This is a genomic window from Lysinibacillus sp. BSL11 (genome assembly GCF_052928325.1).
In genome coordinates this window covers 92,544-117,717 of the sequence record NZ_JAVGCX010000011.1, presented here as the reverse complement: position 1 = coordinate 117,717, position 25,174 = coordinate 92,544, and the positions used below count along the sequence as shown (strand labels likewise).

26 protein-coding genes are annotated in these 25,174 nt (G+C 38.0%); 1 reads left to right on the top strand and 25 read right to left on the bottom strand.

Annotated features, from left to right (window positions below):
- Positions 1-128: 128 nt before the first annotated feature.
- The 25 genes from sigG to RCJ95_RS14480 form a co-directional block, all read right to left on the bottom strand.
- A complete protein-coding gene (sigG, locus tag RCJ95_RS14600; protein ID WP_004227313.1) occupies positions 129-902 on the bottom strand; it encodes an RNA polymerase sporulation sigma factor SigG in 774 nt (257 codons plus the stop codon).
- A gap of 114 nt (positions 903-1,016) precedes the next feature.
- The gene (sigE, locus tag RCJ95_RS14595) at positions 1,017-1,724 is read right to left on the bottom strand and encodes an RNA polymerase sporulation sigma factor SigE (protein WP_009373518.1); all 708 of its coding nucleotides are present in this window, start codon (positions 1,722-1,724) and stop codon (positions 1,017-1,019) included.
- Between the two features lie 13 nt (positions 1,725-1,737).
- Positions 1,738-2,571, bottom strand: coding sequence for a sigma-E processing peptidase SpoIIGA (locus RCJ95_RS14590; RefSeq protein WP_221679751.1), 834 nt, complete (start codon positions 2,569-2,571; stop codon positions 1,738-1,740).
- Positions 2,572-2,753: 182 nt separating this feature from the next.
- Positions 2,754-3,911 (bottom strand): cell division protein FtsZ, encoded by a 1,158-nt coding sequence (ftsZ, locus tag RCJ95_RS14585; RefSeq protein ID WP_221679749.1) that lies wholly within the window; start codon positions 3,909-3,911, stop codon positions 2,754-2,756.
- A gap of 53 nt (positions 3,912-3,964) precedes the next feature.
- Positions 3,965-5,248: a cell division protein FtsA gene (gene ftsA / locus RCJ95_RS14580; protein ID WP_221679748.1), complete on the bottom strand. Its 1,284-nt coding sequence runs from the start codon at positions 5,246-5,248 to the stop codon at positions 3,965-3,967.
- Positions 5,249-5,343: 95 nt separating this feature from the next.
- Positions 5,344-5,715 (bottom strand): small basic family protein, encoded by a 372-nt coding sequence (locus RCJ95_RS14575; protein WP_004224852.1) that lies wholly within the window; start codon positions 5,713-5,715, stop codon positions 5,344-5,346.
- Positions 5,716-5,718: 3 nt separating this feature from the next.
- Positions 5,719-6,438 (bottom strand): DUF881 domain-containing protein, encoded by a 720-nt coding sequence (locus tag RCJ95_RS14570; protein ID WP_004224851.1) that lies wholly within the window; start codon positions 6,436-6,438, stop codon positions 5,719-5,721.
- A 123-nt stretch (positions 6,439-6,561) separates the two neighbouring features.
- The gene (locus RCJ95_RS14565) at positions 6,562-7,290 is read right to left on the bottom strand and encodes a DUF881 domain-containing protein (protein WP_221679746.1); all 729 of its coding nucleotides are present in this window, start codon (positions 7,288-7,290) and stop codon (positions 6,562-6,564) included.
- Positions 7,268-8,101 (bottom strand): cell division protein FtsQ/DivIB, encoded by an 834-nt coding sequence (locus RCJ95_RS14560; RefSeq protein WP_369354375.1) that lies wholly within the window; start codon positions 8,099-8,101, stop codon positions 7,268-7,270. The genes RCJ95_RS14565 and RCJ95_RS14560 overlap by 23 nt, the downstream gene beginning before the upstream one ends.
- A gap of 21 nt (positions 8,102-8,122) precedes the next feature.
- Positions 8,123-9,202: a putative lipid II flippase FtsW gene (gene ftsW, locus RCJ95_RS14555; protein ID WP_221679742.1), complete on the bottom strand. Its 1,080-nt coding sequence runs from the start codon at positions 9,200-9,202 to the stop codon at positions 8,123-8,125.
- Between the two features lie 40 nt (positions 9,203-9,242).
- Positions 9,243-10,592 (bottom strand): UDP-N-acetylmuramoyl-L-alanine--D-glutamate ligase, encoded by a 1,350-nt coding sequence (gene murD, locus RCJ95_RS14550; RefSeq protein WP_320939020.1) that lies wholly within the window; start codon positions 10,590-10,592, stop codon positions 9,243-9,245.
- Complete coding sequence (mraY, locus tag RCJ95_RS14545) at positions 10,592-11,563, bottom strand: phospho-N-acetylmuramoyl-pentapeptide-transferase (protein WP_131521629.1); 972 nt, start codon at positions 11,561-11,563, stop codon at positions 10,592-10,594. Before mraY ends, murD begins: the two co-directional genes overlap by 1 nt.
- A gap of 125 nt (positions 11,564-11,688) precedes the next feature.
- Positions 11,689-13,605, bottom strand: a complete 1,917-nt coding sequence (locus tag RCJ95_RS14540; protein WP_221679735.1) for a stage V sporulation protein D — start codon at positions 13,603-13,605, stop codon at positions 11,689-11,691.
- A gap of 57 nt (positions 13,606-13,662) precedes the next feature.
- The gene (locus RCJ95_RS14535) at positions 13,663-15,885 is read right to left on the bottom strand and encodes a penicillin-binding protein (RefSeq protein WP_446722434.1); all 2,223 of its coding nucleotides are present in this window, start codon (positions 15,883-15,885) and stop codon (positions 13,663-13,665) included.
- Positions 15,882-16,253, bottom strand: coding sequence for a cell division protein FtsL (gene ftsL / locus RCJ95_RS14530; protein ID WP_004224836.1), 372 nt, complete (start codon positions 16,251-16,253; stop codon positions 15,882-15,884). The genes RCJ95_RS14535 and ftsL overlap by 4 nt, the downstream gene beginning before the upstream one ends.
- Positions 16,254-17,204 carry a 16S rRNA (cytosine(1402)-N(4))-methyltransferase RsmH gene (rsmH, locus tag RCJ95_RS14525; RefSeq protein WP_257521273.1) on the bottom strand — a complete coding sequence of 317 codons (951 nt, stop codon included), beginning with the start codon at positions 17,202-17,204 and terminating at the stop codon, positions 16,254-16,256. It abuts the gene before it with no gap.
- Positions 17,205-17,266: 62 nt separating this feature from the next.
- Positions 17,267-17,698 (bottom strand): division/cell wall cluster transcriptional repressor MraZ, encoded by a 432-nt coding sequence (gene mraZ, locus RCJ95_RS14520; RefSeq protein ID WP_048394670.1) that lies wholly within the window; start codon positions 17,696-17,698, stop codon positions 17,267-17,269.
- Positions 17,699-17,952: 254 nt separating this feature from the next.
- Positions 17,953-19,569 (bottom strand): bacillithiol biosynthesis cysteine-adding enzyme BshC, encoded by a 1,617-nt coding sequence (bshC, locus tag RCJ95_RS14515; protein WP_112117456.1) that lies wholly within the window; start codon positions 19,567-19,569, stop codon positions 17,953-17,955.
- 395 nt (positions 19,570-19,964) lie between these two features.
- Complete coding sequence (locus RCJ95_RS14510) at positions 19,965-20,360, bottom strand: DUF3397 domain-containing protein (RefSeq protein ID WP_221679721.1); 396 nt, start codon at positions 20,358-20,360, stop codon at positions 19,965-19,967.
- Entirely contained in the window at positions 20,357-21,259 is a 903-nt protein-coding gene (locus RCJ95_RS14505) for a ketopantoate reductase family protein (RefSeq protein ID WP_221679719.1), read from the bottom strand. Before RCJ95_RS14505 ends, RCJ95_RS14510 begins: the two co-directional genes overlap by 4 nt.
- A gap of 120 nt (positions 21,260-21,379) precedes the next feature.
- A complete protein-coding gene (locus tag RCJ95_RS14500; RefSeq protein ID WP_446722433.1) occupies positions 21,380-21,505 on the bottom strand; it encodes a hypothetical protein in 126 nt (41 codons plus the stop codon).
- Between the two features lie 131 nt (positions 21,506-21,636).
- Entirely contained in the window at positions 21,637-22,014 is a 378-nt protein-coding gene (locus RCJ95_RS14495) for a transcriptional regulator (protein ID WP_004224822.1), read from the bottom strand.
- Between the two features lie 111 nt (positions 22,015-22,125).
- On the bottom strand, positions 22,126-22,893 hold the full coding sequence (locus RCJ95_RS14490) for an enoyl-CoA hydratase/isomerase family protein (RefSeq protein ID WP_446722432.1): 768 nt from the start codon (positions 22,891-22,893) through the stop codon (positions 22,126-22,128).
- A gap of 162 nt (positions 22,894-23,055) precedes the next feature.
- The gene (rpmF, locus tag RCJ95_RS14485; protein ID WP_004224819.1) at positions 23,056-23,229 is read right to left on the bottom strand and encodes a 50S ribosomal protein L32; all 174 of its coding nucleotides are present in this window, start codon (positions 23,227-23,229) and stop codon (positions 23,056-23,058) included.
- A gap of 24 nt (positions 23,230-23,253) precedes the next feature.
- Positions 23,254-23,787, bottom strand: a complete 534-nt coding sequence (locus RCJ95_RS14480) for a YceD family protein (RefSeq protein WP_004224818.1) — start codon at positions 23,785-23,787, stop codon at positions 23,254-23,256.
- A gap of 166 nt (positions 23,788-23,953) precedes the next feature.
- Between RCJ95_RS14480 and RCJ95_RS14475 the strand changes: the two genes are divergently transcribed.
- A complete protein-coding gene (locus RCJ95_RS14475) occupies positions 23,954-25,165 on the top strand; it encodes a nucleotidyltransferase (RefSeq protein WP_221679714.1) in 1,212 nt (403 codons plus the stop codon).
- Positions 25,166-25,174: the final 9 nt, after the last annotated feature.

The following is a 25,174-nucleotide window of genomic DNA, read 5'->3' as shown; positions in this document are numbered from 1 at the left end:
TCCTCTATTGTTTATTTTCGTATAATCATTTCTACTACCATCAAACTTTGCTGTTACTTTATATTTATGTATCATTTGTTCATTGAATGAAGATAAAATGCGCACCGAATTATACGATGCGCATTTTTTTATTTGTAATCTTTTTGCATTGTTTCAATTGCATTTTTTTCAAGACGTGAAATTTGTGCTTGAGAAATCCCAAGTTCTTTGGCAATTTCAGTTTGGGTCTCTCCATAATAAAATCGTTTGGCAACGATCATTTGCTGACGTTCATCTAGCTTTTGCAAGCTTTCCTTTACCGACACATAGGCAACCCATTGATCCTCTGATACATCATCATCACGTAATTGGTCCATCATATAAACAGCATCTCCGCCATCTGAATAAATGGGTTCCTGTAACGAAACTGGATCTTGAATGGCATCCAAAGCAAATAAAACGTCTTCCTTTTTCATGTCAATCATCTCAGCAATTTCTTCAATCGTTGGTTCTCGCAAATTATCGGTTATCCATTGTTCTTTTGCCTGCATTGCCTTATAAGCTATATCTCTTAGAGAGCGAGATACACGTAATGCATGATGATCACGCAGATGGCGACGAATTTCACCAATAATCATTGGTACAGCATATGTCGAAAATCGTACATTATGCTTTAAATCAAAATGATCAATGGCTTTCATGAGGCCAATACAGCCTACTTGAAATAAATCATCTGCCTGTTCACCTCTATAGGCAAATCTACCGACAATACTAAGCACTAACCTTAAATTGCACATCACAAGCTCTTCTCTAATCTCTGTTTCTCCAGCTTGTAATCGGATGAAGAGTTCCTTCATTTCCTCGTGCTTTAGAATTGGCAAAGTCGATGTATCTAAGCCGCAAAGATCTACTTTTGTTCGCATATTCGATTCCTCCGGATGTTATTCTCTGACTAAACCGTGACATCAGTTTGTCCGAGAGAAACAAGAATATGCACAAAAGCTGCGACCAATTTTAGGTAGGATAAATTTCCCTTTCTAAGAAATTGGTTGATTTAAATTTTCACGTAAATCTTGAATAATTTTCTTTTCTAAACGGGAAATATATGATTGCGATATGCCTAAATGATCTGCAACTTCTTTTTGTGTCATTTCAACTTTTCCATTGAGACCAAAGCGACATTCCATAATATAACGTTCACGCGCACCTAGTAAATTAATAGCGTGGAACATATGCTGACGTTCAATTTTTTTCTCCACATTATCTAAAATAATGTGCTCTTCTGTTCCTAAAATATCTGACAGTAATAATTCATTTCCATCTGCATCAGAATTTAGTGGCTCATCTAAGGATACTTCACCCTTCATACGACTTGTTTTTCGTAAATGCATTAAAATTTCATTTTCAATACAGCGTGATGCGTATGTTGCAAGCTTAATATTTTTATCCGTATTGAACGTCTCAATTGCCTTTATTAAACCAATGGAGCCAATACTGATTAAGTCTTCGATTGGCGTTCCCGTATTATCAAAACGTCTAGCAATATAAACAACAAGACGTAAATTACGTTCAATTAGTGTGTCTCTAGCTCGTAAATCACCATTCATAAAGGATGCAATGACTGTAACTTCTTCTTCTCGACTTAATGGCACTGGCAATGAATCATTTCCCCCTATATAGTACGTTTCACGACTCCGAAACTTACTCCATAATTTTTTCAAGCTAGCAAGTAGCCTAAGAAGCAATAGTTCTCCCCCTCTATGAGTTATTTGAAAGCGCTGAAAAATGTAAAATTGCTGCTGTGCTATGTGGAAAATTTTTAGCTTTTTTGGTTAATACGATATATTCATTCATTTTCACTTGCGAAGGCTCCCCCTTTATATGCCACTCATCAAAGCGAAAACCAAGGACAACGGTTTGCTGTTGTACTGTATTGACATGAATAAATCGTATATAACGCTGATAATCTTCTGAAAACATAGATACATTGTACGGATCTGTTTCTTGCCATTCCATTAATGCTTCCCGGAACGCTGAAGGTAAATGTGGTCTCAAAGCAGTATAGGAAACAAAATGAACCGGCTTTCCTGATAATGGCTCAATAGCTTGATTTCCAGTATCTACAAAGGCAGAAAGTGGTATCTTTGCCCCAAAGATTGTTAAAGTTGTATCAAATACAAATTGACCACTTAAGCGTTCTAACTTTACAAAACCCCATTGCTTATAAAATGCAATAAGATTTAAAACTGCAAGCAAAAAGCAAATCATAATGAAATGGGTGGCAGAAAGATTTTTTAAAAAAGGTTGTAGTGCTGTTAACAATCCGCCAATAACGATCGTTGCTGTTAACACAATCGGTCCTTGCTTCTGAAAGCTTCGAATCTTAAAGTGAAACGCTATACCAATTAACAATATAAAACTAAGAATTGTCGTCCACAGCATTTGACCGCCAATGACAGCTACAAAACTACTACAAATAGAACTCATTAATAATCTTGAATTTTTTACAAGGACTCCTGTTACTCTTGCCGTAAACGTGAGTATCGCTAGATTAAAAAGCGTATTAATGAGCACCAGCCATTCTCCATACATAACAGCCGCCTCCTACTTACAAAGTTAGCACGTTACTCCCACAAATATTGTCAAACAATCGCATCATTTCCTAAAAATGTTTTGACAAAAAACATGGTTTCCTTACACATTTGAACATTATGGCAGTCAATATAAAAAGCTCGTATTTTACATATGTAAAATACGAGCTTTTTAGAAGTTAATTAACCACGATTTTTGCGGTTACGTAAAAATGCCGGAACCTCAAGCATGTCATCCTGTGCATAATTTTGCTGATTTTGACGTGGCTGCTCATGTTGAACATGCATTTCTTGTCGTTGTTCACGAATAGGTGCTTGTTGCTGTGGAGCAGATTGTCTGTTCATATTCAGTGTCTGTTTTGCTGTAGGTCGTTGTTGTTGTAAAGCTTCCTCGGTGAAGCCTGTCGCAATAACTGTAACAATGATTTCATCTTTAAGATTTTCATTAATTACAGAACCGAAAATCATATTTACCTCTTCATCTGATGCAGAAGCTACGATATCTGCTGCTTCTTGTACTTCAAATAAGCTAAGATTTGAACCACCTGTAATGTTCATAAGGACACCTTTAGCACCATCAATGGATGATTCAAGCAATGGACTTGAAATAGCTTTCTTTGCAGCCTCAGAAGCTCTGTTTTCACCTGTTGCAATACCAATTCCCATTAAAGCTGAACCTTTGTTGGACATAATCGTTTTCACGTCTGCAAAGTCTAAGTTAATAAGACCAGGCGTAGCAATTAAATCTGAAATACCTTGTACACCTTGACGTAATACATTATCGGCTTCTCTAAAGGCTTCTAACATTGGTGTTGATTTATCAACTATTTGTAGTAGCTTGTCGTTTGGTATTACAATCAGTGTATCTACTGCTTCTTTCATACCGCCAATGCCACCGATTGCTTGGGTTTGACGTTTACGACCTTCAAAAGTAAATGGACGTGTGACAACACCTACTGTTAGGGCTCCCAATTCACGCGCAATTTGTGCAATCACTGGAGCTGCACCAGTACCCGTTCCGCCGCCCATACCAGCAGTCACGAATACCATATCGGCGCCTCGTAAAACCTCTTCTAGCTGTTCTCTGCTCTCTTCAGCAGCTTTTTTTCCTACTTCTGGATTTGCACCTGCACCTAATCCACGCGTTAATTTAGCCCCAATTTGTAGCCTTACTTCCGCTTTGGATAGATTTAATGCCTGTGCGTCCGTGTTAACTGCGATAAAGTCAACACCCTGTACACCATGTTCTATCATTCGATTGACAGCGTTGTTACCGCCGCCACCAACACCTATGACCTTTATTACTGCAAGTTCATCAACACTTGTATCAAATTCTAACATCTCTTTTTCCTCCCACGGTAACTCGACTCTGTATCATTCATTACGCATTCTAGTTAATCAAAAAACTTATCAAATAATTTTTTTGCTCTCCCAATTACGCTTTCTTTTGGTTCTGAAGGTGCAGAATACTCTTGCTTTTTGCTTATAGCTGGTTGAGCCCCTACAACTGCATATTCAACAGGCTGCGTATTCGTACTTTTACCGTAAAAATCATCTTCTAAATGGGCGTAACGAATAAGTCCAACTGCCGTCGCAAATGAAGGCTCTCTAACACCGATATAATCAGGTGTATAGATTCTAACACGCGTTTGTAGAATTTGACGTGCTAATTGGGCAATCCCCTCAAGCTTTGCAACACCACCAGTTAAAACTACACCGCCTGGTAAATCTCTAACACCTAAACGTGCTAATTCATCTATAACTAACTCTAGTAATTCTTCTAATCTAGCACCAATAATCTCCGATATAAATCGTTGGCTGTACTGATCAGTAGAATCTGTACCCACGACAGGCACTTCAAAGAGTTCGTCATCTGATGCGTCATCATAAAAGGCATGTCCAAACTGGTGTTTAATTTGTTCTGCTTGTTCTGTTGGTGTTTTTAAAACGATTGAAATATCTTTCGTTATATGATCACCACCAACTGGTATGACACCCGTATGCGTTAATAATCCCTCTTCAAAAACTGCAATTGTTGTAGATCCGCCACCTAAGTCAATAAAGGCAGTTCCTTGGTTTTTTTCATCTTCTGTTAATGCAAAGTAGCCTGATGCTAATGGCTGCAAATATATTTCTCGTATACTTAAACCCGCTCGCTCAACACAGCGAAGAACATTGTGTAAAAGCGTTTTGGATGTCGTTATCATTGTTGCATCCATTTCAAGACGGATGCCAATCATACCACGAGGATCTTTAATTTCATCAAGGTTGTCCACAATAAACTGTCTTGGAATGATGTTAACTAATTCACGTTCAGGAGGTATTGACATGACTTGTGCAGATTCTACCACTCTGTCTAAATCATCATCTGTAATTTCTCTATTTTCACTATTTACAGCGACAACACCTTTAACTAGCTGTAACATCGTCTGGTTAGCTGGAACGCCTAAAACGACTTCATGGATTTGATAACCAGTCATTCGTTCGGCCTGTTCTATTGCTTTTCGAATAGATTGTACTGTTGCATCAATATCAACAATTGCACCTTTTCGAACTCCATTCGACTTTACATTTCCGACGCCAATTACATGTAATTGCCCGTCACTCATTTCACCTATTAATACCTTGACAGAGGAGGACCCAATATCAAGGGAAATGTATAAATCTTGCTGATTCAATTCGCTGCACCTCCTTGAAAAATGCTCTTGTTTTCATTCTATTGTAAATTTGGCATAATGTCTAAGCAAATCGAGTATTTTGGTCAATTTTTCTCTCATTCTATGGAAGTTTTTTTCCGCTTGTGACGTTTCTCATCTAACCGAGTTAGTAATATACGCCTAATAATTGCTATATTTTGGAATAAACGTACTCCAAAAGCGAAAATCGCTGCTAAATACAAATCTATCCCCAAATTCACTCCTATAAAAGCTAATCCTGCTGCTAGAACTATATTAAAAAAGAATCCTGATACAAAAACTTTATCATCGTAAACTTGCTGTAATTGAGCACGAATACCTCCAAATAATGTATCTAAAGCTGCTAAAACAGCTATTGACAGATAATTTTCATACATAGAGGGGATTTGTATATTTGTTAACAAGCCAAGGGCAAGTCCAAATATCAAACCTAAAAATGGTAGCCACATATATTAATCTCCTTTTTTTACCTCTGCTAAATAATCATTTGTCAACGGCTGATCAAATGCTGGAAGTTGTAACTGTTCAATTGGTTCTTCAATTACTAAATTAAAATTGTCTAAATAAAATGAGTCTATAAATGTTGAGGCCTGCAAGGAATTATACATTTTTTGCGCTGCTTTATAATCGCTTGTCCCAACAAATATCTCAAATGAAGGCGAAGACAGTGGTATACTGTTTACTGTCGTCTTACCATTGATATCCCGTATGGCTGTTGTTTGTACTACACGGTTACCATCAATTGAGACATTAGTAGCATTGTTCTTAAAAAGGGTATTCAATAATTGAGTTAACAAATCGGGTGAAATCTCTTTAATTTCATAGCCCATTTCTATCAGTTCAGGTGCAGGTTCAACTCGAAGTACAACACCTGGCCCTATAACTTCTGTTAATCCTGCTTGTAGCTTTAAACGATTTAATGTTTCATTTAAGGCTGCTTGCTGATTTACTTTTTCAGATTGCTCATAGCGATCCACTACTTCATGAAGTGAGCGAATTTCTGCCAGTAGTGCGGAATGTCTTTGTTTTTCTTGTGCCAATTCCTCTCTTATTGCCCAAATATCTCGTGTATCTCGCTCAGCTGGTTTTTGTATGGTATTGTATTGTACCGCTATCATCAAACCGATAATAAATAGCACGATCGTTATTCGGGTGTACATATTTCTTTTCAAAATAGCCCCTCCTAGACGTATCGTATGCCCCTCAGAATACGACTTTGAATTGTATAATTTTCTACAATCGACTATATAACTGGAGGCTAAATTAAACATGAAGTTTAAAGTATAGAACTTGTCCTAACTTTCTATTTTTACTTTTGGCATGGTAAGCTTCTGATTTTCTTCAAGGGACACCACAATATTGTCATTTAATAATTGATCTACAACGCCCCCGTTTAAGTTTAAAGAAGCTATTAATGTATCTGAATCACCAACCGCTTCGATCACAAACGGAGCTGGATGTTGTGTACCATCAATTGTTATTACTGGGCCATTACAGCGAATATAAGAACTCGCTAATACACGTTGTCCATTAATAGCAATAGCTTGCGCGCCTGAAATTTTTAGTTCATTTAACAATTTAAATACATGACTTTCATGAACAATATAATCATTTGGATTTAAGGATTTTGGATCATAGTCTCCATCTTGAAGGGTTATGCGTATGCCCTTCCCCTCACTCTTTAGTTCACCGAGTAAAAGCCGTAAATCTTCTGCTTGCTCAACAAGCTTCTTATAGTCCTTTTCGTTTGATGCAAAGGATTTTTCATACTTTCGAATTTGTTCTTGTAAATTATTTACTTCTTCCGTGAGTTCTTTATTGCGCTCTTGTTGAGTGATTAACTCCTCACGATAAGAATCTTCTTGCTCAAAAAGCTCAGAATTAATAGTGCCTGCCTCTCGATTATCTTTCGCCTGGTTGTATGAATAGCCGATGATAAATCCTGTTGTTATACAAACAATTAGTAATTCGAATTGTTTTCTAGTAAAAAAACTACCTTTGCTATTCGTCTTCTTGTTGTTCATCTTCTGTCACTTCCTGGTTAACCATTTCACCATCTGCATTTGCTTCCATGTCAATACTAATCTTGTTGTATTCCTCGTTAAAAGGACGATAGTATGAACCAACCTCTAAATCAATCACACCTTTTTCTAAGTTAGCAATTTGTGCGACAATAGAGGGGTAGTAATTTAACTTTTCCGCTAGTGTCTGAATAACAGCACGTACTTCGTAGCCATCATTCATATAAAGCTTGACTGCATTTGGATTTGCTTCATTACTATTCGTGTTAACCTGAGAAATTAAAGCTAATACTTCGGGCTTTAATTGTGCTAGCTGCTCAACAAGCTTATTAATTGTCTTTTCACCGGTTATCCCGATAAAAACAGGTGCATCAATGGGTGTATCATTTCCCTTTTGTTCAAAGCGCTTACCGTTTTCTAGCAAAGGATAATAAGTCCCGTCCCCAGCTAAGTACGCAACTTTTTTCCATTCTTTAATATCAATTGTTACGCCTTGTAACCAGTTACGGTTAACATGTACTTCTTTTACCCATTTATCCTTTAATAAAATCTGCTCAATATCTTCCACTTTGAAACTCCACATTGATTTTCCTGGTGATAGAGTACTTGCCTCCAAATAATATTGGTCATTCGCTAGCTTAGCACCATTGACTGTGATTTTATTGATGCTACTGTATGGAGATTGAAAATAAAGGAGTACTGCTAACACAATAAAGAAAAGTAATATTAGCACTATAAATTTCCGGTTTGTACGCTTTTTTCGTCGCTTTTTTAGCGTAGGTATGCGTTCTTCTATATCAATTACTTTCTCCACAAAAGTACTCCTCCTTTATATTTATTTCGCTAATTGATAAATAATACCTATTATTAACCACATTGTTACTAAAGATGTTCCACCATAGCTAATAAAAGGTAATGTAACACCCGTTACTGGCACTAAACCTATTACTACAGCTATATTTAGAAAAGCTTGCACCATAAGCATTGTGACTAGCCCAATAATCGCATAATAGGACGTTCGGTTTTTAGCCTGTACAGCAAATCTATAGCCTGCATAGATCGTTAGTATAAAAAGCGCTAAAATAACGAGGCCACCAATCAATCCGACTTCTTCTAAAATAATGGCGTAAATAAAGTCATTTTGAGGCTCTGGTAAATACAGAAACTTTTGTCGGCTTTGTCCAAAGCCATGCCCAAAAATCCCTGCTGGACCGATAGCCATTAAAGATTGCACCGCTTGGAACCCACTAACCAAGGGATCAGCCCATGGATCAAGAAATGCTTCTATACGCTTTAGACGATATGGTGCTGTCGCTATGAGACCTACTAATCCCGCGACACCAGCTAGCATAATCATGGCGTATAGTTTTAGAGGATAGCCAGCGACAAAAAACAATAAAAACACAGATACAACGAGAATAAATACTGAGCCAAAATCCGGCTGCAACATGATAAGAACAACAGGAAGTAACAGGATAAAACCATGTCGCCAGTTAACAACAGGAGTGCCCGTTTTATGTTGGGCTAATATATGGCTCAAGTACACAATGACGGTAATTTTCGTTAGCTCTGCTGGCTGTATTGTTAATGGACCTACACCAATCCAGCTTTGCGAACCATTTCGCACCAATCCTATACCAGGAATCAGTACGAGAACGAGTAAAATTAACGAAAATATATAGGCCATTTTCCAAAAGGACTGCTCTCTCAGAATATTTAATCGAATCGTGATTAAAAATACGACAATGGCTACCACAAAGTATACGCTTTGCTTCATATAAAACGGCATTTTTCCACTATAATGAACGGCACTCCAGTAGGTACCTGCAGAATAGACGAAAATAATGCCGATTATTGATAGCATCAAAGTTGTGACGAGCAATAAGTAGCTTTCTTTACCTCTCAGTAATGCCATCCTTCCAAGTCAAGTATATTCTAAAATAGTTACAGGCTCATTACAGCTTCATTACAGCATCAATAAAAACATCTCCACGTATTTCAAAGCTGTCATATTGATCCCAACTTGCACATGCTGGAGATAGTAAAATAACATCTCCTTCTGCAGACATCGGTGCTGCATATTGAACAGCGTCTTCTACATTTTGAGCAATGACGGTTTGTTGGACACCACACGATTTTGCAAATTCTACAAATCGTAAGCCAGTTTCTCCAAACGCAACAACACCCTTTACATGACTCATACAAGGGCGAAGTTCTTCGAAAGAATGTCCACGATCTAAGCCACCTGCGAGTAAAATGACAGGAGCTTGGAAAGCATCTAAAGCACTCTTTGTCGCTAAACAATTGGTTGCCTTAGAGTCGTTGTAAATCTTTCGACCGTTCCATTCACGTACGAATTGTGTACGGTGTCTAACTCCACCAAATGTCGCTAAAACCTCTTCCATCTTCTCTTTGTCACAACCAACTAAAATACAGGCTGCCACGGCTGCTAAGATGTTTTCTAAATTATGCTTACCAGGCAAGGCAATGTTCGCGCGATCCATGTATGGTTCCCCTTGCCAATAAATTGTTGTATCATCTGCACTAATCCCATTTGCAGTACGCCCCTTCGAACTGAATGGAATCTTCTGTGCATGAGATTGTGCTGCATATCCAACCACAATCGGTTGGTCGGCATTATAAATAAAATAATCACTGTCATCTTGATTACGAGTTACGCCAAACTTCGCTTCAGCATAGTTATTAAATGTTCCATGATAGTCTAAATGCGCATCATAAAGATTCGTCAAAATAGCAATTTTAGGCTTAAACGTTTTGATCCCCATCAATTGGAATGAAGACAATTCTGTTACAATGATGTCATCTTGATTCGCTTCTTTTGCGACGCCACAAGCAACTGTTCCAATATTTCCAGCAATTAACGGATTTTTACTTCCTTTACTTAACATGTCGAATATTAAAGTTGTCGTCGTTGTTTTGCCATTTGAGCCTGTTATACCAATAAATGGTGCATCACTAATTAAAAAAGCTAGCTCAATCTCTGTCCAGACTGGAATCTCTCGACTAAGGGCATCAGCCACAATTCGATTGCTATAAGGTATACCTGGATTTTTTACCACTAACTCAAAGCCTTCATCAAGTAAATCTTCAGGATGGCGACCACAAATTACTGTAATCCCCTTCTGTAATAGCCCTTGTGCATCTGGACTTTCATCAAATGGTTTTGAATCATTTACTGTTACAAATGCACCAAGCTCATGTAAAATTTCAGCAGCGGCCACACCACTTTTTGCTAGACCTAACACAAGTACTTTTTTATGTTGTAAATCAGTATAGTTTTTCATTAGAACGCCTCCGATAAGACTGCAATTAATGCTACTGCTAAGGCAGTTGACCAGAAGACAAGCACTACTTTCCATTCTGACCAACCTGATAATTCAAAATGATGATGAATAGGGCTCATTTTAAAAATACGCTTTTTTCGAAGCTTAAAGCTACCTACCTGCAAAATAACGGAAAGTGTTTCGATAACAAACACTAAGCCAACTAGTAAAAGCAAGAATTCTTCTTTTACTAAGACAGATACCATAGCCAATGCTCCACCTAATGCTAATGACCCCGTATCCCCCATAAATACCTTTGCAGGATTTGCATTAAATAATAAAAAGCCTAATAAAGCACCTGTTACAGCAAACGAAAATAGTGCAATATCTGCCTGACTTTGGAATAGCGCAATAACACCAAATGCTGCAAAGGCAATGGAGGCAGTACCCGCCACTAGCCCGTCTAGTCCATCTGTCAAATTCACTGCATTGGAGAAGCCTACTAACCAAAAAATTAAAAAGGCTACATAGAATACGTCAAGATCAATTGTCCACTCCGTAAATGGAATAGCTAACGTTGTATCAAACGATCCTACATGTAGAAGAAAATACGCAAGAATAGCAATAACAATTTGACCAATCAATTTTTGAAGAGAGGTTAAACCTAAATTTCTTTTAAATACAACCTTTAAACCATCATCTAATAAACCTATTAAGCCGAATCCTGCTAATACTAATAAAAGTACTACGGTCTGTGTCGTTAATAAATCTAAAAAGCTACCTACACCAACAGTTGTTAGGAGGATGGATATTAAGAAAATGATTCCTCCCATTGTTGGTGTACCAGCTTTTTTCATATGTGATTTTGGTCCCTCTTCTCGAATACTTTGCCCAAACTTTAGACGACGAAGAAGTGGAATACTAATTGGTGCCAGGATAACTGTTACTATAAAAGCAAGAGCTAAAATGGTAAGTGTTGTTGCGAGTTTCATTGAAAAATCTCCTTTAAATCTTGTTTCACTTTCTTCTTTAAGAAAAAAGCATTAACTTTCATTTTATTATTACTACCCTTCATAATAATAGTGGTTCTTTCCCATTTTTTAAAGGTAAAGTTATTTTAGTTCTCCAAATATAAATGAATGGTACCATCTTGTTTGATAACACTATCCACTTCAGGTAATTGATTACCAATTTTAGTCCCTTCTCCATGCCATTCAATACGGAATGGATAAAATTGCTTGGCAATATCATCCTTTGTTTGACCAATAAAATTCGGTACCTTCACAGTAATTGGGTCACCATAACGATAATCCTTTTCCAGTTGTTCCTTCGATTTTTCAATACCTACAAAAGGCGCAACATCCTCAATAATTTGCCCCACTATAGGTGCTGCTACAACACCACCAAACTGGGTTGTCTTTTTCGGATTGTCAACAGCTACATAGACAACAATTTGCGGATTGTCTGCTGGTGCAAAGCCAATAAAAGATACGATGTATTCTCCACTTTTATAACGGCCATTTTCAACTTTTTGTGCTGTTCCAGTTTTACCACCAATTCGCAGTCCATCTCGAAAGGCTTGTCGACCTGAACCATTCGCTACTACTGATTCCAAAGCACCTCGAACCTTAGCAGAGGTTTCTTCACGAATTACCTGATTTTTAACAACTGGTTGCGTTTCCTGTATGACTTCTCCTGTATTTGGATTAAATACCTTTTTCACAACATATGGCGTATAAAGCTTGCCTCCATTTATGGCAGCAGCTACTGCTTGAACTTGTTGAATAGGTGTCACGGCTACCCCTTGCCCGAATGAAGTCGTGGCCTGCTCAACAGGACCAAAGGCATCCTTAGAAAATAAAATACCAGATGCTTCACCAGCAATATTAGACCCTGTCTTTTGTCCAAAACCAAAGTCTTTAATATATTGTAGTAGTCGCTCATTGCCTAGACGCTGTCCTAATTCTATAAAGCCTGGGTTACAGGAGTTCTCAACCACCTCTAAAAATGTTTCATGCCCATGTCCTTCACGTTTCCAACAGCGAAGCTTTGCTCCCGCCACCATTGTATAACCTGGATCATAAAAGGTTTCATGCTCCAAATCCACTAGGTTTTCTTCCAACGCAGCACTAAGGGTAATAATTTTAAAAGTAGAACCTGGCTCATACGTCATCCATACAGGTAAATTTCGATTGTAGATGGCTGGCTCTACTAATTGATATTCAGCTGGATGAAAAGTAGGATAAGAGGCTAATGCCAAAATTTCGCCAGTGTTTGGATTCATCGCAATCGCTAGTGCTTGGTCAGCTTCATAGCGCTTCATTGCTTGCGATATTTCACGCTCTACGACTTGCTGTACATCAACGTCAATTGTTAGCTCGATCGTAGCCCCATCCTCTCCTGCTTTCCAAGCACTTGAAACATTAGGCAAATTATTACCTTTTGCATCTGTAAAGAGACGGATCGCAGAAGAATTAGCCTGCAGAAATTTATCATATTCATATTCAATTCCAGCTAATCCTTGGGCATCATACCCCGTAAAACCTAAAAATCGAGATAATAGCGTGCCGTAAGGATAATCCCTAGAATAATCAACACCACTATACAACCCTTCAATTTGCATACCTTGTAATTCTACTGCTTTTTCATAAGATATATTTTTGCCTTCAGGTGCTAGTTTCACTAAGTAAGCTTTTTTTTGCATTTTCTCTAATAGCTTCGCCTTATCCACTTCGAGAACCTGGGCAATTTTTTCAGCAGCTCCTTCAATATCATTACTTTGTGAAGGCATGAAATATAATGTAGGCGCTAGCTTATTAGTTACAATACTCTCTCCATCTCGATCTGTTATATGCCCTCGTTCATTCGCAAAGGGAATTTCCCTGTCCCAGTTCTCCTCTGCCTTGGTAGTCAATTCTTTTTGATCTAACACTTGCAAAAAGAACAACCTAACAACAATTGCCACTGCTACGAACATAAACAACACATATAAAATACGTAAACGCTTTTTAGAATGGATAGAAATCCACTTCATTCGACATCACACCTTGTTTTTTACAACGTATGAAATAAAGTGGACTTCTATTCAGTATTATTCATCCTCTACTTCTTCAACTTCACCCTCAGAGGCAGCTTCAACGTCTTGTACAAAGCTTTCAGCAGGTGTTTTGAGCTTGACAACAATGGGGGAACTATCAGTGATGACGGTTCCAGCTGAAACGCTTTGACTTGCTACAAAACCTTCACCGAATATTTCCATCTCTAGTCCAGTCATAGATTTAAAGACTAGTAAATTACGTAATGACCAATTCGTAAAGTCTGGCAATGTTACCTCGCCATCTGTCTTTAAAAATACAAAACTACCTTTTACCAGTTTTTGAGTGTTCGTTGGATATTGTTCAATAACTTTACCACCACTACCAACAACAATTGGTTGTAAACCATCATTGGCTAATTCTACTTCAACCGCTTCAGCACTTTGACCTGTAAAGTCCTGAATGCTGACTTTGTTAACATGTTGAACATCGTCTGGGTTGATATTAAGGTGCTTTAAGCTATTTAACATAACTGGATTAAAGACTTTTGATACTGGTACCGATCCAAGCTCATTGTTCAGCTTAGGTTTTTTCACTGAGACATATACAATTAGCTGTGGATCATCTACAGGAGCCAAGCCTAAAAATGAATAAAGGTATTGGTTTGAAAGATATCCACCACTAGCTTTTGGAATTTGGGCAGTCCCCGTTTTCCCTGCAACCTCATAATCCTCCAATATAAAATCTTTCGCTGTCCCATGTTTTGATGTTAATGTTGAGGCTAGGATTTCTCGTACTTGTTTCGCTGTATCAGCTTTAATTGGTTGACCTTTCTCAACAGGCTCATGATTTTGAATAATTTTCCCTGTAGAAGAATCAACAATACGGTCGATAACATATGGCTGCATCATCTTGCCATCGTTCGCAATAGCAGTCATTGCCTGGATTAACTGAATAGGTGTAACTGTTGAACCTTGGCCATAAGTTGTTGTTACTCGTTGAATAGGATACTTTGTTAAAATAGTACCCGCTGCTTCATTCGGTAAATCAATTCCCGTTTTGTGCCCAAAACCAAAGCGGTCCAGATAATCAATAAATACGTCATCGCCAATCTTAGTTAATAAATGGGCCATACCAGTATTGGCAGAGCGTTGAAAGCCTTCTAAATAAGTAATTGGACCCCAACCATATCTATTGTGATCTCGAATCGTACGGTCAAATACTGTATATGAACCTGACATAAATGAATCATTCGGTGTCCATTTTCCCGTATCGATAGCTGAAGCAAGCGTGAATGTTTTCATCGTTGAGCCAGGCTCAATTGTCTCCTCAATCACCTCGTTCAGCCACTTCATGTTTTGACTTTCACGTGTTTCTGGGTTAAATGTAGGACGCTGTGACATTGCTAAAATCTTTCCAGTCTTCGGATCTGCTACTACCGCGGTCATGGACTCAGGGTTATATTCCTGTTCAACCTTTGTCATTGCTTCCTCTAAGAAGCTTTGGATTGTTTTATCAAGTGTTAAATAAATGTCGTCCCCATTTTTTGCAGGTGTAATCATTTTCTCACTGTTTGGAAGCAAATAGCGGAAAGCATCTGTCTCATATTCTACTTTGCCATTAACGCCTGTTAATTCTTTATCATACGTATATTCTAGACCCATTTCCCCCTTGGTTGTAACCGTGCCATCTTCATTATCTTTTTTGAGAGCATAGCCAATTAAATGAGAGGCAAATACACCATTTGGATAATACCGTTTTAAGTCACTCACAAAGAGAATTCCTGGTAATTTTTCTTCCTTTATTTTACTCATGACCTCGTGACTAATGCCGCGGCCTGCACTACCAAACTCAACTTGATATAAAGGTTCACCATCACTTCTATATCGATTGTTCAATTTTTTAACAATCTCGTCTTCCTTTTCCTTCATCGCTGGAATATATTTCGCTAGTATTTTTGCCGTTTTCTCCGAATCCACTACATGTCGGGGATTCTTAGGATCTGTTGTAGCCTTTTCACTTACAATGGCAATCATGCGATAACTTAATGTATCTTCTGCAATTACTTGTCCATTTTGATCATAAATCTTTCCACGATTAGCTGTAATTACACTTTCCTTACCATACTTAGCTGCTGCTCTCGCTGCAAGCTCTTGTCCTTCCACTTCACCTGTAGCCTGTAATGTCACCATTCTTGTGAATAATAGAAAAAAGAGCCCTCCATAAAAAATTAATAATAGAAAGGCTCCCCATTGGAATCGAAATCTCTTTTTTTTCATTCTCCCGGCACTACCTTTACATTTTTCTCATTTTGAGTTAAACCGAGTTCTTTGGCTTTTTTCCATATGTTTTCGTATGTAGAAAGTTCACTTACACGAACCGTTAAGTCAACATTCTGTTTCGCAATCTCTTCTGCTTCTGATTCGATTTTTTGAATGTCTATACTTGTTGTTTGAATCGCTGCTTGTTTATTTAATACAAGTATTCCTAGTACAGCAATAATGCCAATTAAAACAATTAGCATTGTTTTTTCAAACTTCTGGTTCGTTTTTTTACGACGTATGATAGTGGGTTGTGGACTAGGTGGTGTTATCGGTTGTTGCACTTGTTGATGTTGGTGCTGTTGCCTTACACGAACTGCTGCCATTTACTCACGCCCTTTGTCGTTAATTTTCTCCACCACTCTAAGCTTCGCTGAACGCGCACGATTATTAACTGCCAATTCTTCATCAGAAGGAATAATAGGCTTTCGTGTAATAAGCTTTAAAGTTGGCTTCATGTCATCAGGAATTACAGGTAGATTTGGTGGTAATTCCGGTAATGATGACGCTTCCTTAAAGATTGTCTTGCATAGGCGGTCCTCCAATGAATGGAACGTAATGACACTAATGCGCCCCCCTACGTTAATCATATCAATCGCATCGACTAATGAATCCTCTGCTGCGCCTAGCTCATCATTAACAGCAATTCTTATTGCTTGGAAAATGCGCTTTGCCGGATGCCCACCTTTTCGGCGTGCCGCTGCTGGAATACCCTCTTTAATTAATTCTACAAGTTGACCAGTTGTTTCAATCGGTGCTGTTTTTCGAGCCTCTTCAATTTTACGGGCCACTTGTTTAGAAAACTTCTCTTCTCCATAACGGAAAAATATACGAACAAGATCTTCGTATGCCCATTGATTAACAACATCTGATGCTGTCAGTGTTGCAGTTTGATCCATACGCATATCAAGTGGTGCATCGTGGTGATAACTAAAGCCTCTCTCAGGTGTATCTAATTGTGGAGAAGATACGCCTAAGTCATATAAAATACCATCAACCTGCTTAATGCCATGAGCTACTAGTTCTTCTTTTAAGTAACGGAAATTCGAATGGATAAATGTAACACGCTCTATATAAGGTGCTAATCTAATTTTCGCATTTTCAATAGCCGTCATATCTTGATCAAAACAAATTAAGCGGCCTTTATCTGATAATTGTTGTACTAGATATTCACTGTGTCCCGCACCACCTAGTGTACAGTCCACATATACACCATCAGGATCTATGTTCAACCCATCAACAGTTTCTTTTAATAACACGGTTGTATGATCGAACATACCACTCGCTCCTCTCAGGCCTTAACCTCATTCAACTATCACGTTGTAATGCCTATTACAAGTTAAAAATCAAAGCCAATCATATTTTCTGCAATTTCATTAAAAGATTGTTCAGACTCACTGAAGTAAGCTTCCCAAGCATCCTTAGCCCAAATCTCGATTCGATTTGAAACCCCCAACACCACACATTCTTTTACTAGATGCGCATGTTGCATAAGAGTAGTTGGGATATTGATACGCCCCTGCTTGTCTATCTCTACCTCTGTTGCTCCAGAAAAGAAAAACCTCGCAAATGCTCGTGTATCTTTTTTGGTCATTGGTAAACCTTTTAATTTCTCTTCGAGTTTTCGCCATTCATTCATAGGATAGCCAAATAGACAGTTATCGAGACCTCTTGTGACAACAAACGTTTCGCCTAAAGCTTCACGAAATTTTGCCGGTACGATTAATCGCCCTTTCGCATCAACGGAGTGTTGATATTCTCCCATGAACATACTACTCACCCCACTTTATTAAATAATGTACCACATCCCCCCACTTTCCTCCACTTTTTTTAAAAAAAACTTGACATTTTATCGCTTAATATGCAATTAGACCTTTAGGAATTTTTTTGACATATGCTAAATGATATAAAAAAAGAGCAACCCCTAGTAGGATAGCTCTTTAAATACTATTTATCTCGACATTATTCATCAAATTCACAGGATATCAAATTACTACTTAGGTAAAAAGTATCTATTTATTAATTTTATAAATAAAGTAAATAGTGGTGTTTACCGATGCTATAATTTTGCTTCAACATTTCAGTAATTAACATAGGTCCAAACTCATTGAAATATTGATATGGATTAAAGGATCTCTCTTGGAAACCATCATTAGGATATAATTCATTTTGCAGTGTCATAAATTTACGAATCGTCGTTTCATGCTTACCTAATACAGTTTGTTCAATTTTTTGCTGTAAATAGTCAAATTGTTTCGCATGATTTTCTTGATTTTTCTCAAGAATCTTATCTAATTGCAGATGCTGTTTCTCTAAATAGGAGGCTAGCTCTTCATATTTTTCTACTAACAACTGCTGCATAGCTTGGATTTGACGTTTGGCTTCACTGTCCTGGACATCTGCAATAAAACGTTCTTTCAGGTGTAATGCTTTCCCTTCCCATACGTCAGTAACAGTTAGTTGATGCTCACGTAATAATTGCTCTACATGACGAGTGACAATAGTAATATGTAGGCGCGGAGCAAAAATCGGCATTTGTAAATCTAACACCGAAAATGCATTTTTCAGTGTCGCCCAATAAGCTAGCTCTCCTGGACCTCCAACAAACGCTAATACTGGTAATGTCATCTCCTGCATCAACGGGCGAGTTACTACGTTATTACTTAAACGTTCTGGATGATTATGCGCCACTTCTAATAGCTCTTCTTGTGTAAATTTAAGGTTTGCCGCTAAATTAACAAACAGATCATTTTTTCTTTCTAAAAGATGTCGCTCCCCATCTTCTACGTAAAATAAATTAGCGGCTTCATATGTTGCTAAAATAGGCTTACCATAGCCAGCACGTTCAAGCTCTTGCTCCTTTTCCGTTACTACTCTAGCAATTTCTTCATTGGATTGAATGATTTGAGCAAAATATTTATGTTCAAATTGACGGAATTGAAAGTTGGCGGCATCGATTAATAATAAACCTTCCTCTTTGAACAATTGATTCATTAGACAGGCAAAGAAATCTGTAAATGTTTCACTATTATTCAATGCGTCAACTAATTGCTTAATCAGCGTTTCTGTATACTCTGTTTCTCCAATATCACGAATAATTGTATTAATTAATTGCGTCATCGACTCTTTGTTTAGGGCTGTTGCAGAAGCCATCGTTTTACGTCTAGATCGCTCTCCATAAGCTCTTTTTTTCAGCAATTCCCCATGAACCGTATAGGTGTGATTAATTTCTTCTAAGTCATGATCTTCTCCAGCGATCCAGAAAACAGGAATAACAGGCTGTTGAAGCTTCGTACTTTGCTCTTTCGCTAATGCAATAACTGAAATAGCTTTATGAACGGAGTAAAGAGGGCCTGTTAAGATACCTGCTTGTTGTCCACCAACTATTACCATAGCTCCTTGCTCTAGTTGTTCTAAATGTTCATTCGCTTTTTTTGATAACCCCAGCGGCTCCATAAATTGACGGATGATTGTTGTTAATTCTTTTTGATCACGGGAATTTCGCGCTAAATGCTCCGCTCTTTTCTCAAAAGCTTGATCATTGTATTCATACTCAAAAAATTGATGAATGGCAGTATTTGGCGACCAGTAATCTGCTAGTACATGATTTTTTATAGGTACTTGGATTGACTCCAGTTTCATTTAACATAAACTCCTCTACTCACTAAATCATTTCCTTACTCATAACAAGAAATTGAATTTCATTCATACTATGCACATGAGGCTTTCAATGTCGCCTTGACATTCAAATTGCTCAAAAAAATCCGCGGCATCCATTAGCGGCTTTGAGGCAACAATGTTGCAGCAGACATTTCGATTTAAAAGCCATCGTTCTCCCTCAAGAAGGATTTTCTATACCTAACTTTGCTTTTGGTACAAAATACACGTGCTGGTTCACTTCCTATGTCACTGAACTACGCTTCTAGTTACGAAGGTTTATGAATGCAATCAATATTCTCATCCCCATAGAATGATTTTTATAACTATTTTAATGCTATTATTTTAACGCTTAAAGCTTCAACATGAAAAGAAAATGCTTAGACAACCTGTAAATATTCCATAATGGATTGAATAACACCCACGATACATATCACTAGATAAGCTGTACTAAGTATTAAGAATAAAAAACGCCAAATTTTCTTTAATAACGGCTTTACTTCTATTTCCTTTTTAGTCCGCCAATCAATATATGTAAAAATCATGGCCATCATTATCGCGAGTATCACCAAAAGCGCCCCAACATTCACACGCCAAAGCACACCGATAGCTAACGGAACAGAAAAAAACAAGCACAATGTCGTAACATCAGAGGCTGCACCAAAAGCATGTGTGCCACGAATTTTAACTTTCCTGCCAACCAGATAAACAATTATGAAAAGAACAATTGGACAAAAAATAATGATACTAATAACTATATGTAAAAGGTCTTTCAACTTCTTTCACCGCTCTCCTCTATTGCAAGCACTTGATGATATAAAGTACGCAAAGTAGGTAAATTATGACCGTTTGCTAAAGCTTTATTTAGAATGACACCAACAATTGTTTCGATTTCACTTTTTCTCCCCTGCAGACGATCCGCTAGCATAGATGAAGTATTGTTGGCCGTTTTCCTACATAAGTCTATCACATCACTAAAAGATATGGTGAGTTCAATATCTTCAAAAGCTTCCGTAAGCTCTCGATAAATACTTTCTAGCAGTAAAAATGCTTGTTGATTAGCCACTAACTCTCCGTTCTTTACTTGCAAAACAGCTGTCAATGGATTAATTAAGCTATTAAGTACCGCTTTTGCAAAAAGCATTTGCTCTGCATTACTAGCCAATTCAATAGGAAATAAGGAATGTTGTAATTGTAGTAGCTGTTGAAAGGCCCGGTGTTCTCCTCGTTCTATCGCTATTTTACATAGCCCTACTCCTCTATGATGAACCGTTGATTGGTCCAACAATTGAGCTCCAAAGGTCACTGAACCAAAGGCGATATTTTTTTGCGGCAATAGTAGCGCCTCCTCAAAATGCGCTAAGCCGTTTTGCATAAAAAGCAACGGCATATCATTTGAGAATAAGGCTAATTGATTGTAGAGTTTTTGCAAATGTCCGTATTTAACAGCAATCACTAATAAATCTTGCTTTGGAAGATTAGTCAAATCTGTCGTAGCAACAATCCTTTGCACAGTTTTAGTTCCATCAACGTTGATACGTGTTAACTTTTTGGCATTTAGTTCATTTACTTGTTCCTGCCTTCTGGCAACCAACGTTACTGATACACCAGACTCCGCTAAAAAACTTGCTGTTAATTGACCTACCGCCCCTGCCCCAATTATCGCTACTTTCATTGTCTACACCCTTTCCATCTTTACTGATCAATGTTACCTCGACGTCATTACATCAAGATTGTTCCAAAAATCTAGAAACACTCTGTGATACCTCGGAGCTACACGATATTATTCACACCATCAAAGAGGGTGACGCACTTTTGGCACGCCTTCTAAATCAGCAGACTTTAAATCACCCATCTGATGCTTCACCTCTGAATAGCCTATATTCATAAAACTATAAGAATAAGGTGCCTTAGAATACATCTAAGGCACCTTCTACGCAGGTTCTTTTATTATACAGGATAGTCTGATTATTGACGATACACAGAAAGGGTTTTATGTCCATAAAAGAAAAGCAATGTAATTCATGTTCCAAAAGCCACGTAATCATAATTTTAATCTTTCATTAATGAATAACCTTGTTGAAGCCATTTCACTAGCTTCTCATGCTCATTTTGCAATTCACGATGCTTCATTTCAAGCGTTTGATAAGCCTCCGTTAATTCGTCAAAACTTGTCAACGCTAATTTCAAATGACTTCGCATAGATTGTTGGGGCTGATTTCGCACAGCTAATAGTGACTGACTATATTGACCACGCAATGTTTTATTCCAACGGAAACCACACGCTTGTTTTGTACGACCTAGTTCTATGGCCGCCATTTCAAAGGCCTCTAGCTGTGTTTTGCCATTTTGCACATTATGCAATACGATTTCTGCTAGTCTTTCATCATCTTCCTTTGTCCATTGATCTTTTCTTTTTTTCAATTCCATAATCTATCACCCTCGCATTTTTTACTACTATATGCAAAAGCAAGCAAAATAGAATCATTGCATGAAAAAAGACAGTGATGATGTTTTTACTCTCATCACTGTCTTTATACATTACTTATTATTCTTCTTTGTCAAGAAATTATTAACCGCTTGATGATGCGCTTCACTTTCCCACAACTTTGCACAGGTACGAACTTCTTCCATCACACGCTCATACATATTTCGTTCACGCCACTTTCGAAGCTCAATCTCCTTATAAGCTTTATGAACAGAAGGATGAATTTTTCGCATATGTTCAATAAAATCGTTCAAGGCATCTTCTTTTGAGCCTTCAAAAACACGCATAGCCCATCCTATCTCATATAATAATTGTGCAGGGTAAGGCTTCGCATCCACTAGCATCTTCATTGCACGATCATGACGCAAACCTCGTTCAAATAAATATGTACCACCACCCCAGCCACTTGTAATGGCTAGTGTTCCTTGAATAAATCCACATTTCGCATGGCTAGCTACTAAACGAAAATCACAAGCTGTTGCAATCTCACAGCCCCCTCCAACAGCAGTTCCATTTATAAGTGCTATAGTTGGTACAGGAAGCGTAGCAAGGTCATATAATATTTTCCCCATCTTACTTAACATACCAAATGCCTCATCCTCTGTTTCCAGTGAATGAAACTCAGATAAATCCCCTCCTGAGCAAAACGATTTATCGCCAGCACCAGTCACTACTAAGAAACGCACATCTTCATGCCCACGAATATACGTAATGACTTCTTGAAGACCGTTCATCACTTCATCATTGACAGCATTCCGTTTCTCTTCACGGTTAATGGTAAACGTCATAATGCCATCATAATTGCCAATCGTATAAGACATATTACTCCCCCTTTGTCGCAATGAATAAATTGTATCACACAATTATTTCACGATTGTAAAGAACTTCATAATCAACGCAATATTCCGTCTTTTTAAGCAAACAAAAAGGCTAGTAAAGAGCCATGGTCTCTCTACTAGCCTTTTAAGTGAGCAAACACTGTATTATTTGCTTACTACTTCTTTACCTTTGTATTGTCCGCAAGCTTTGCAAACACGGTGTGATAATTTAGCCTCACCACAGTTAGGGCAAGTTACCATACCAGGTACAGATAATTTGAAATGCGTACGACGCTTTCTTTTTGCAGTTTTAGAAGTTCTTCTAAATGGTACAGCCATTGATGGCACCTCCTTACAGATCGTCTATTCGTCTGTTTGATCAAAATACTTAGCTAAAGCAGCTAGTCTTGGATCCACTTTTTGTTCGTCAGCTTTTTTGTGTAGCTCTACGTCTTCATCTGTTGCATAAGACCAATTTTTACCACCATGCACTTGTCCTTCAGAATCTTCCTTGAACACTTGCATTGGTACCTCAAGCAAAACTAATTCCTCAAGAACCGGTTTCATGTCGATGACTTCACCGTCAATATAGTGAATGTCTCCGTCATCGTCTCCTCGTTTATCTTCGTCGATCCAGCTAAAAATTTCAACTGTCTCAACTTCAATTGGAAACTCAACATCCTCCCATGTGCGAGCACATGGTAGTGTTAACGTTGCTGTCACAGTTAACTGACATGTCATTTGCGATGCACCAAAAGTACATAGCCCTTTTACATGAACGGGCGAAATTGCTCGAATATCCTGGTTTCGCTCCATCACTTCGTCCAGTTGGACAAAGGCATCGATTGGCATCCCGTTTTGGCGGTATTTAGATAATTGATGAATTGACCATTTCATTCGTTTAATCACCTCGAGACAACAATGTTGATTATATAATGTGTAAAAATAGATGTCAAGATAATTTCTTGTCACCACTTTAAAACCCACCTATAATTATATACTATGAGAAGTGTATTTACTCCTAACAGTTTAAATAAAGACACAAATTATAAGGGGGAGAAGCATGCAAGCAGTTGGAATTGTTGTTGAATATAATCCTTTTCACAACGGACATGCTTATCATTTAGAACAGGCTAAAAAAGCAGCACAGGCAGATCTCGTAATCGCTGTTATGAGCGGCACATTTTTACAGCGTGGAGAACCTGCCATGGTAGATAAATGGACACGTACTAAAATGGCGCTTTCTGGCGGTGTAGATATTGTTATTGAACTGCCTTATGTCTATAGTACAGCACCTGCCACAGATTTCGCAAAAGGGGCCATTTCCTTATTAAGTGCTGTTGGTTGCAACTCTTTTGCCTTTGGAAGTGAAGACGGCTCTATACAGCCCTTTCTAAACACTTTCGAGCTGATTGACAGCCACCGTGCAGAATATGACCTGTTCATTAAAGACAGCCTTAAAACAGGTGCCAGCTACCCAAAAAGCCTACATTACGCCTATGAACAGCTTTCTCAGATGTACCCTGCTCCATACATCGATCTTGCACAACCAAATAATATACTGGGCTTTCATTATCTTGAAGCAACGAGGGCACTTAACAGCAACATTAAACCACTAACAATTCCTCGCGTTGCAGCAGGATATCATGATGCTTTAAAGGAAGATGCATCGATCGCCAGTGCCACTGGCATACGTAAAGCCCTTGCCTCTACAAATTCTTTACAAAGTGTACAAAATGTTGTTCCTACTGCTACTTTTGATTATTTAACTGACTGGCATACAAAGTATAACCAATTTGCAAGCTGGGAAACATTTTGGCCGTTATTACAGTTCACCATTATAAGACATACCCCTTCAGAACTTACTCGTTATGCAGAAGTAACAGAGGGCATAGAAAACGCAATTGTAAAAGCAGCCAAAACCAGCTCTACATTTTATAGCTTTATGGAAAAAATAAAATCTAAGCGTTATACTTGGACCCGCCTTCAACGGATGATAACACATATCTATACAGGGTTTACCAAAAAGCAGCTTCAAAGTTTTAACGCGCCCTCCTTTATTCGGCTATTGGGTATGAGTTCGATGGGACAAGCTTATTTAGGTCAGCAAAAAAAGAATATAGAATTACCCTTAATCAGTCGCGTTGCAGCTACAGATGATGCGATGTTAGCTATCGATATACATGCGGCAGAGCTTTATAATTTAAGTATCGAGCAAGGAACAAAGGATCTTACGCTGCCGAAGGATTATCAAACACCACCTATTCGTTACTAAAGACATCAA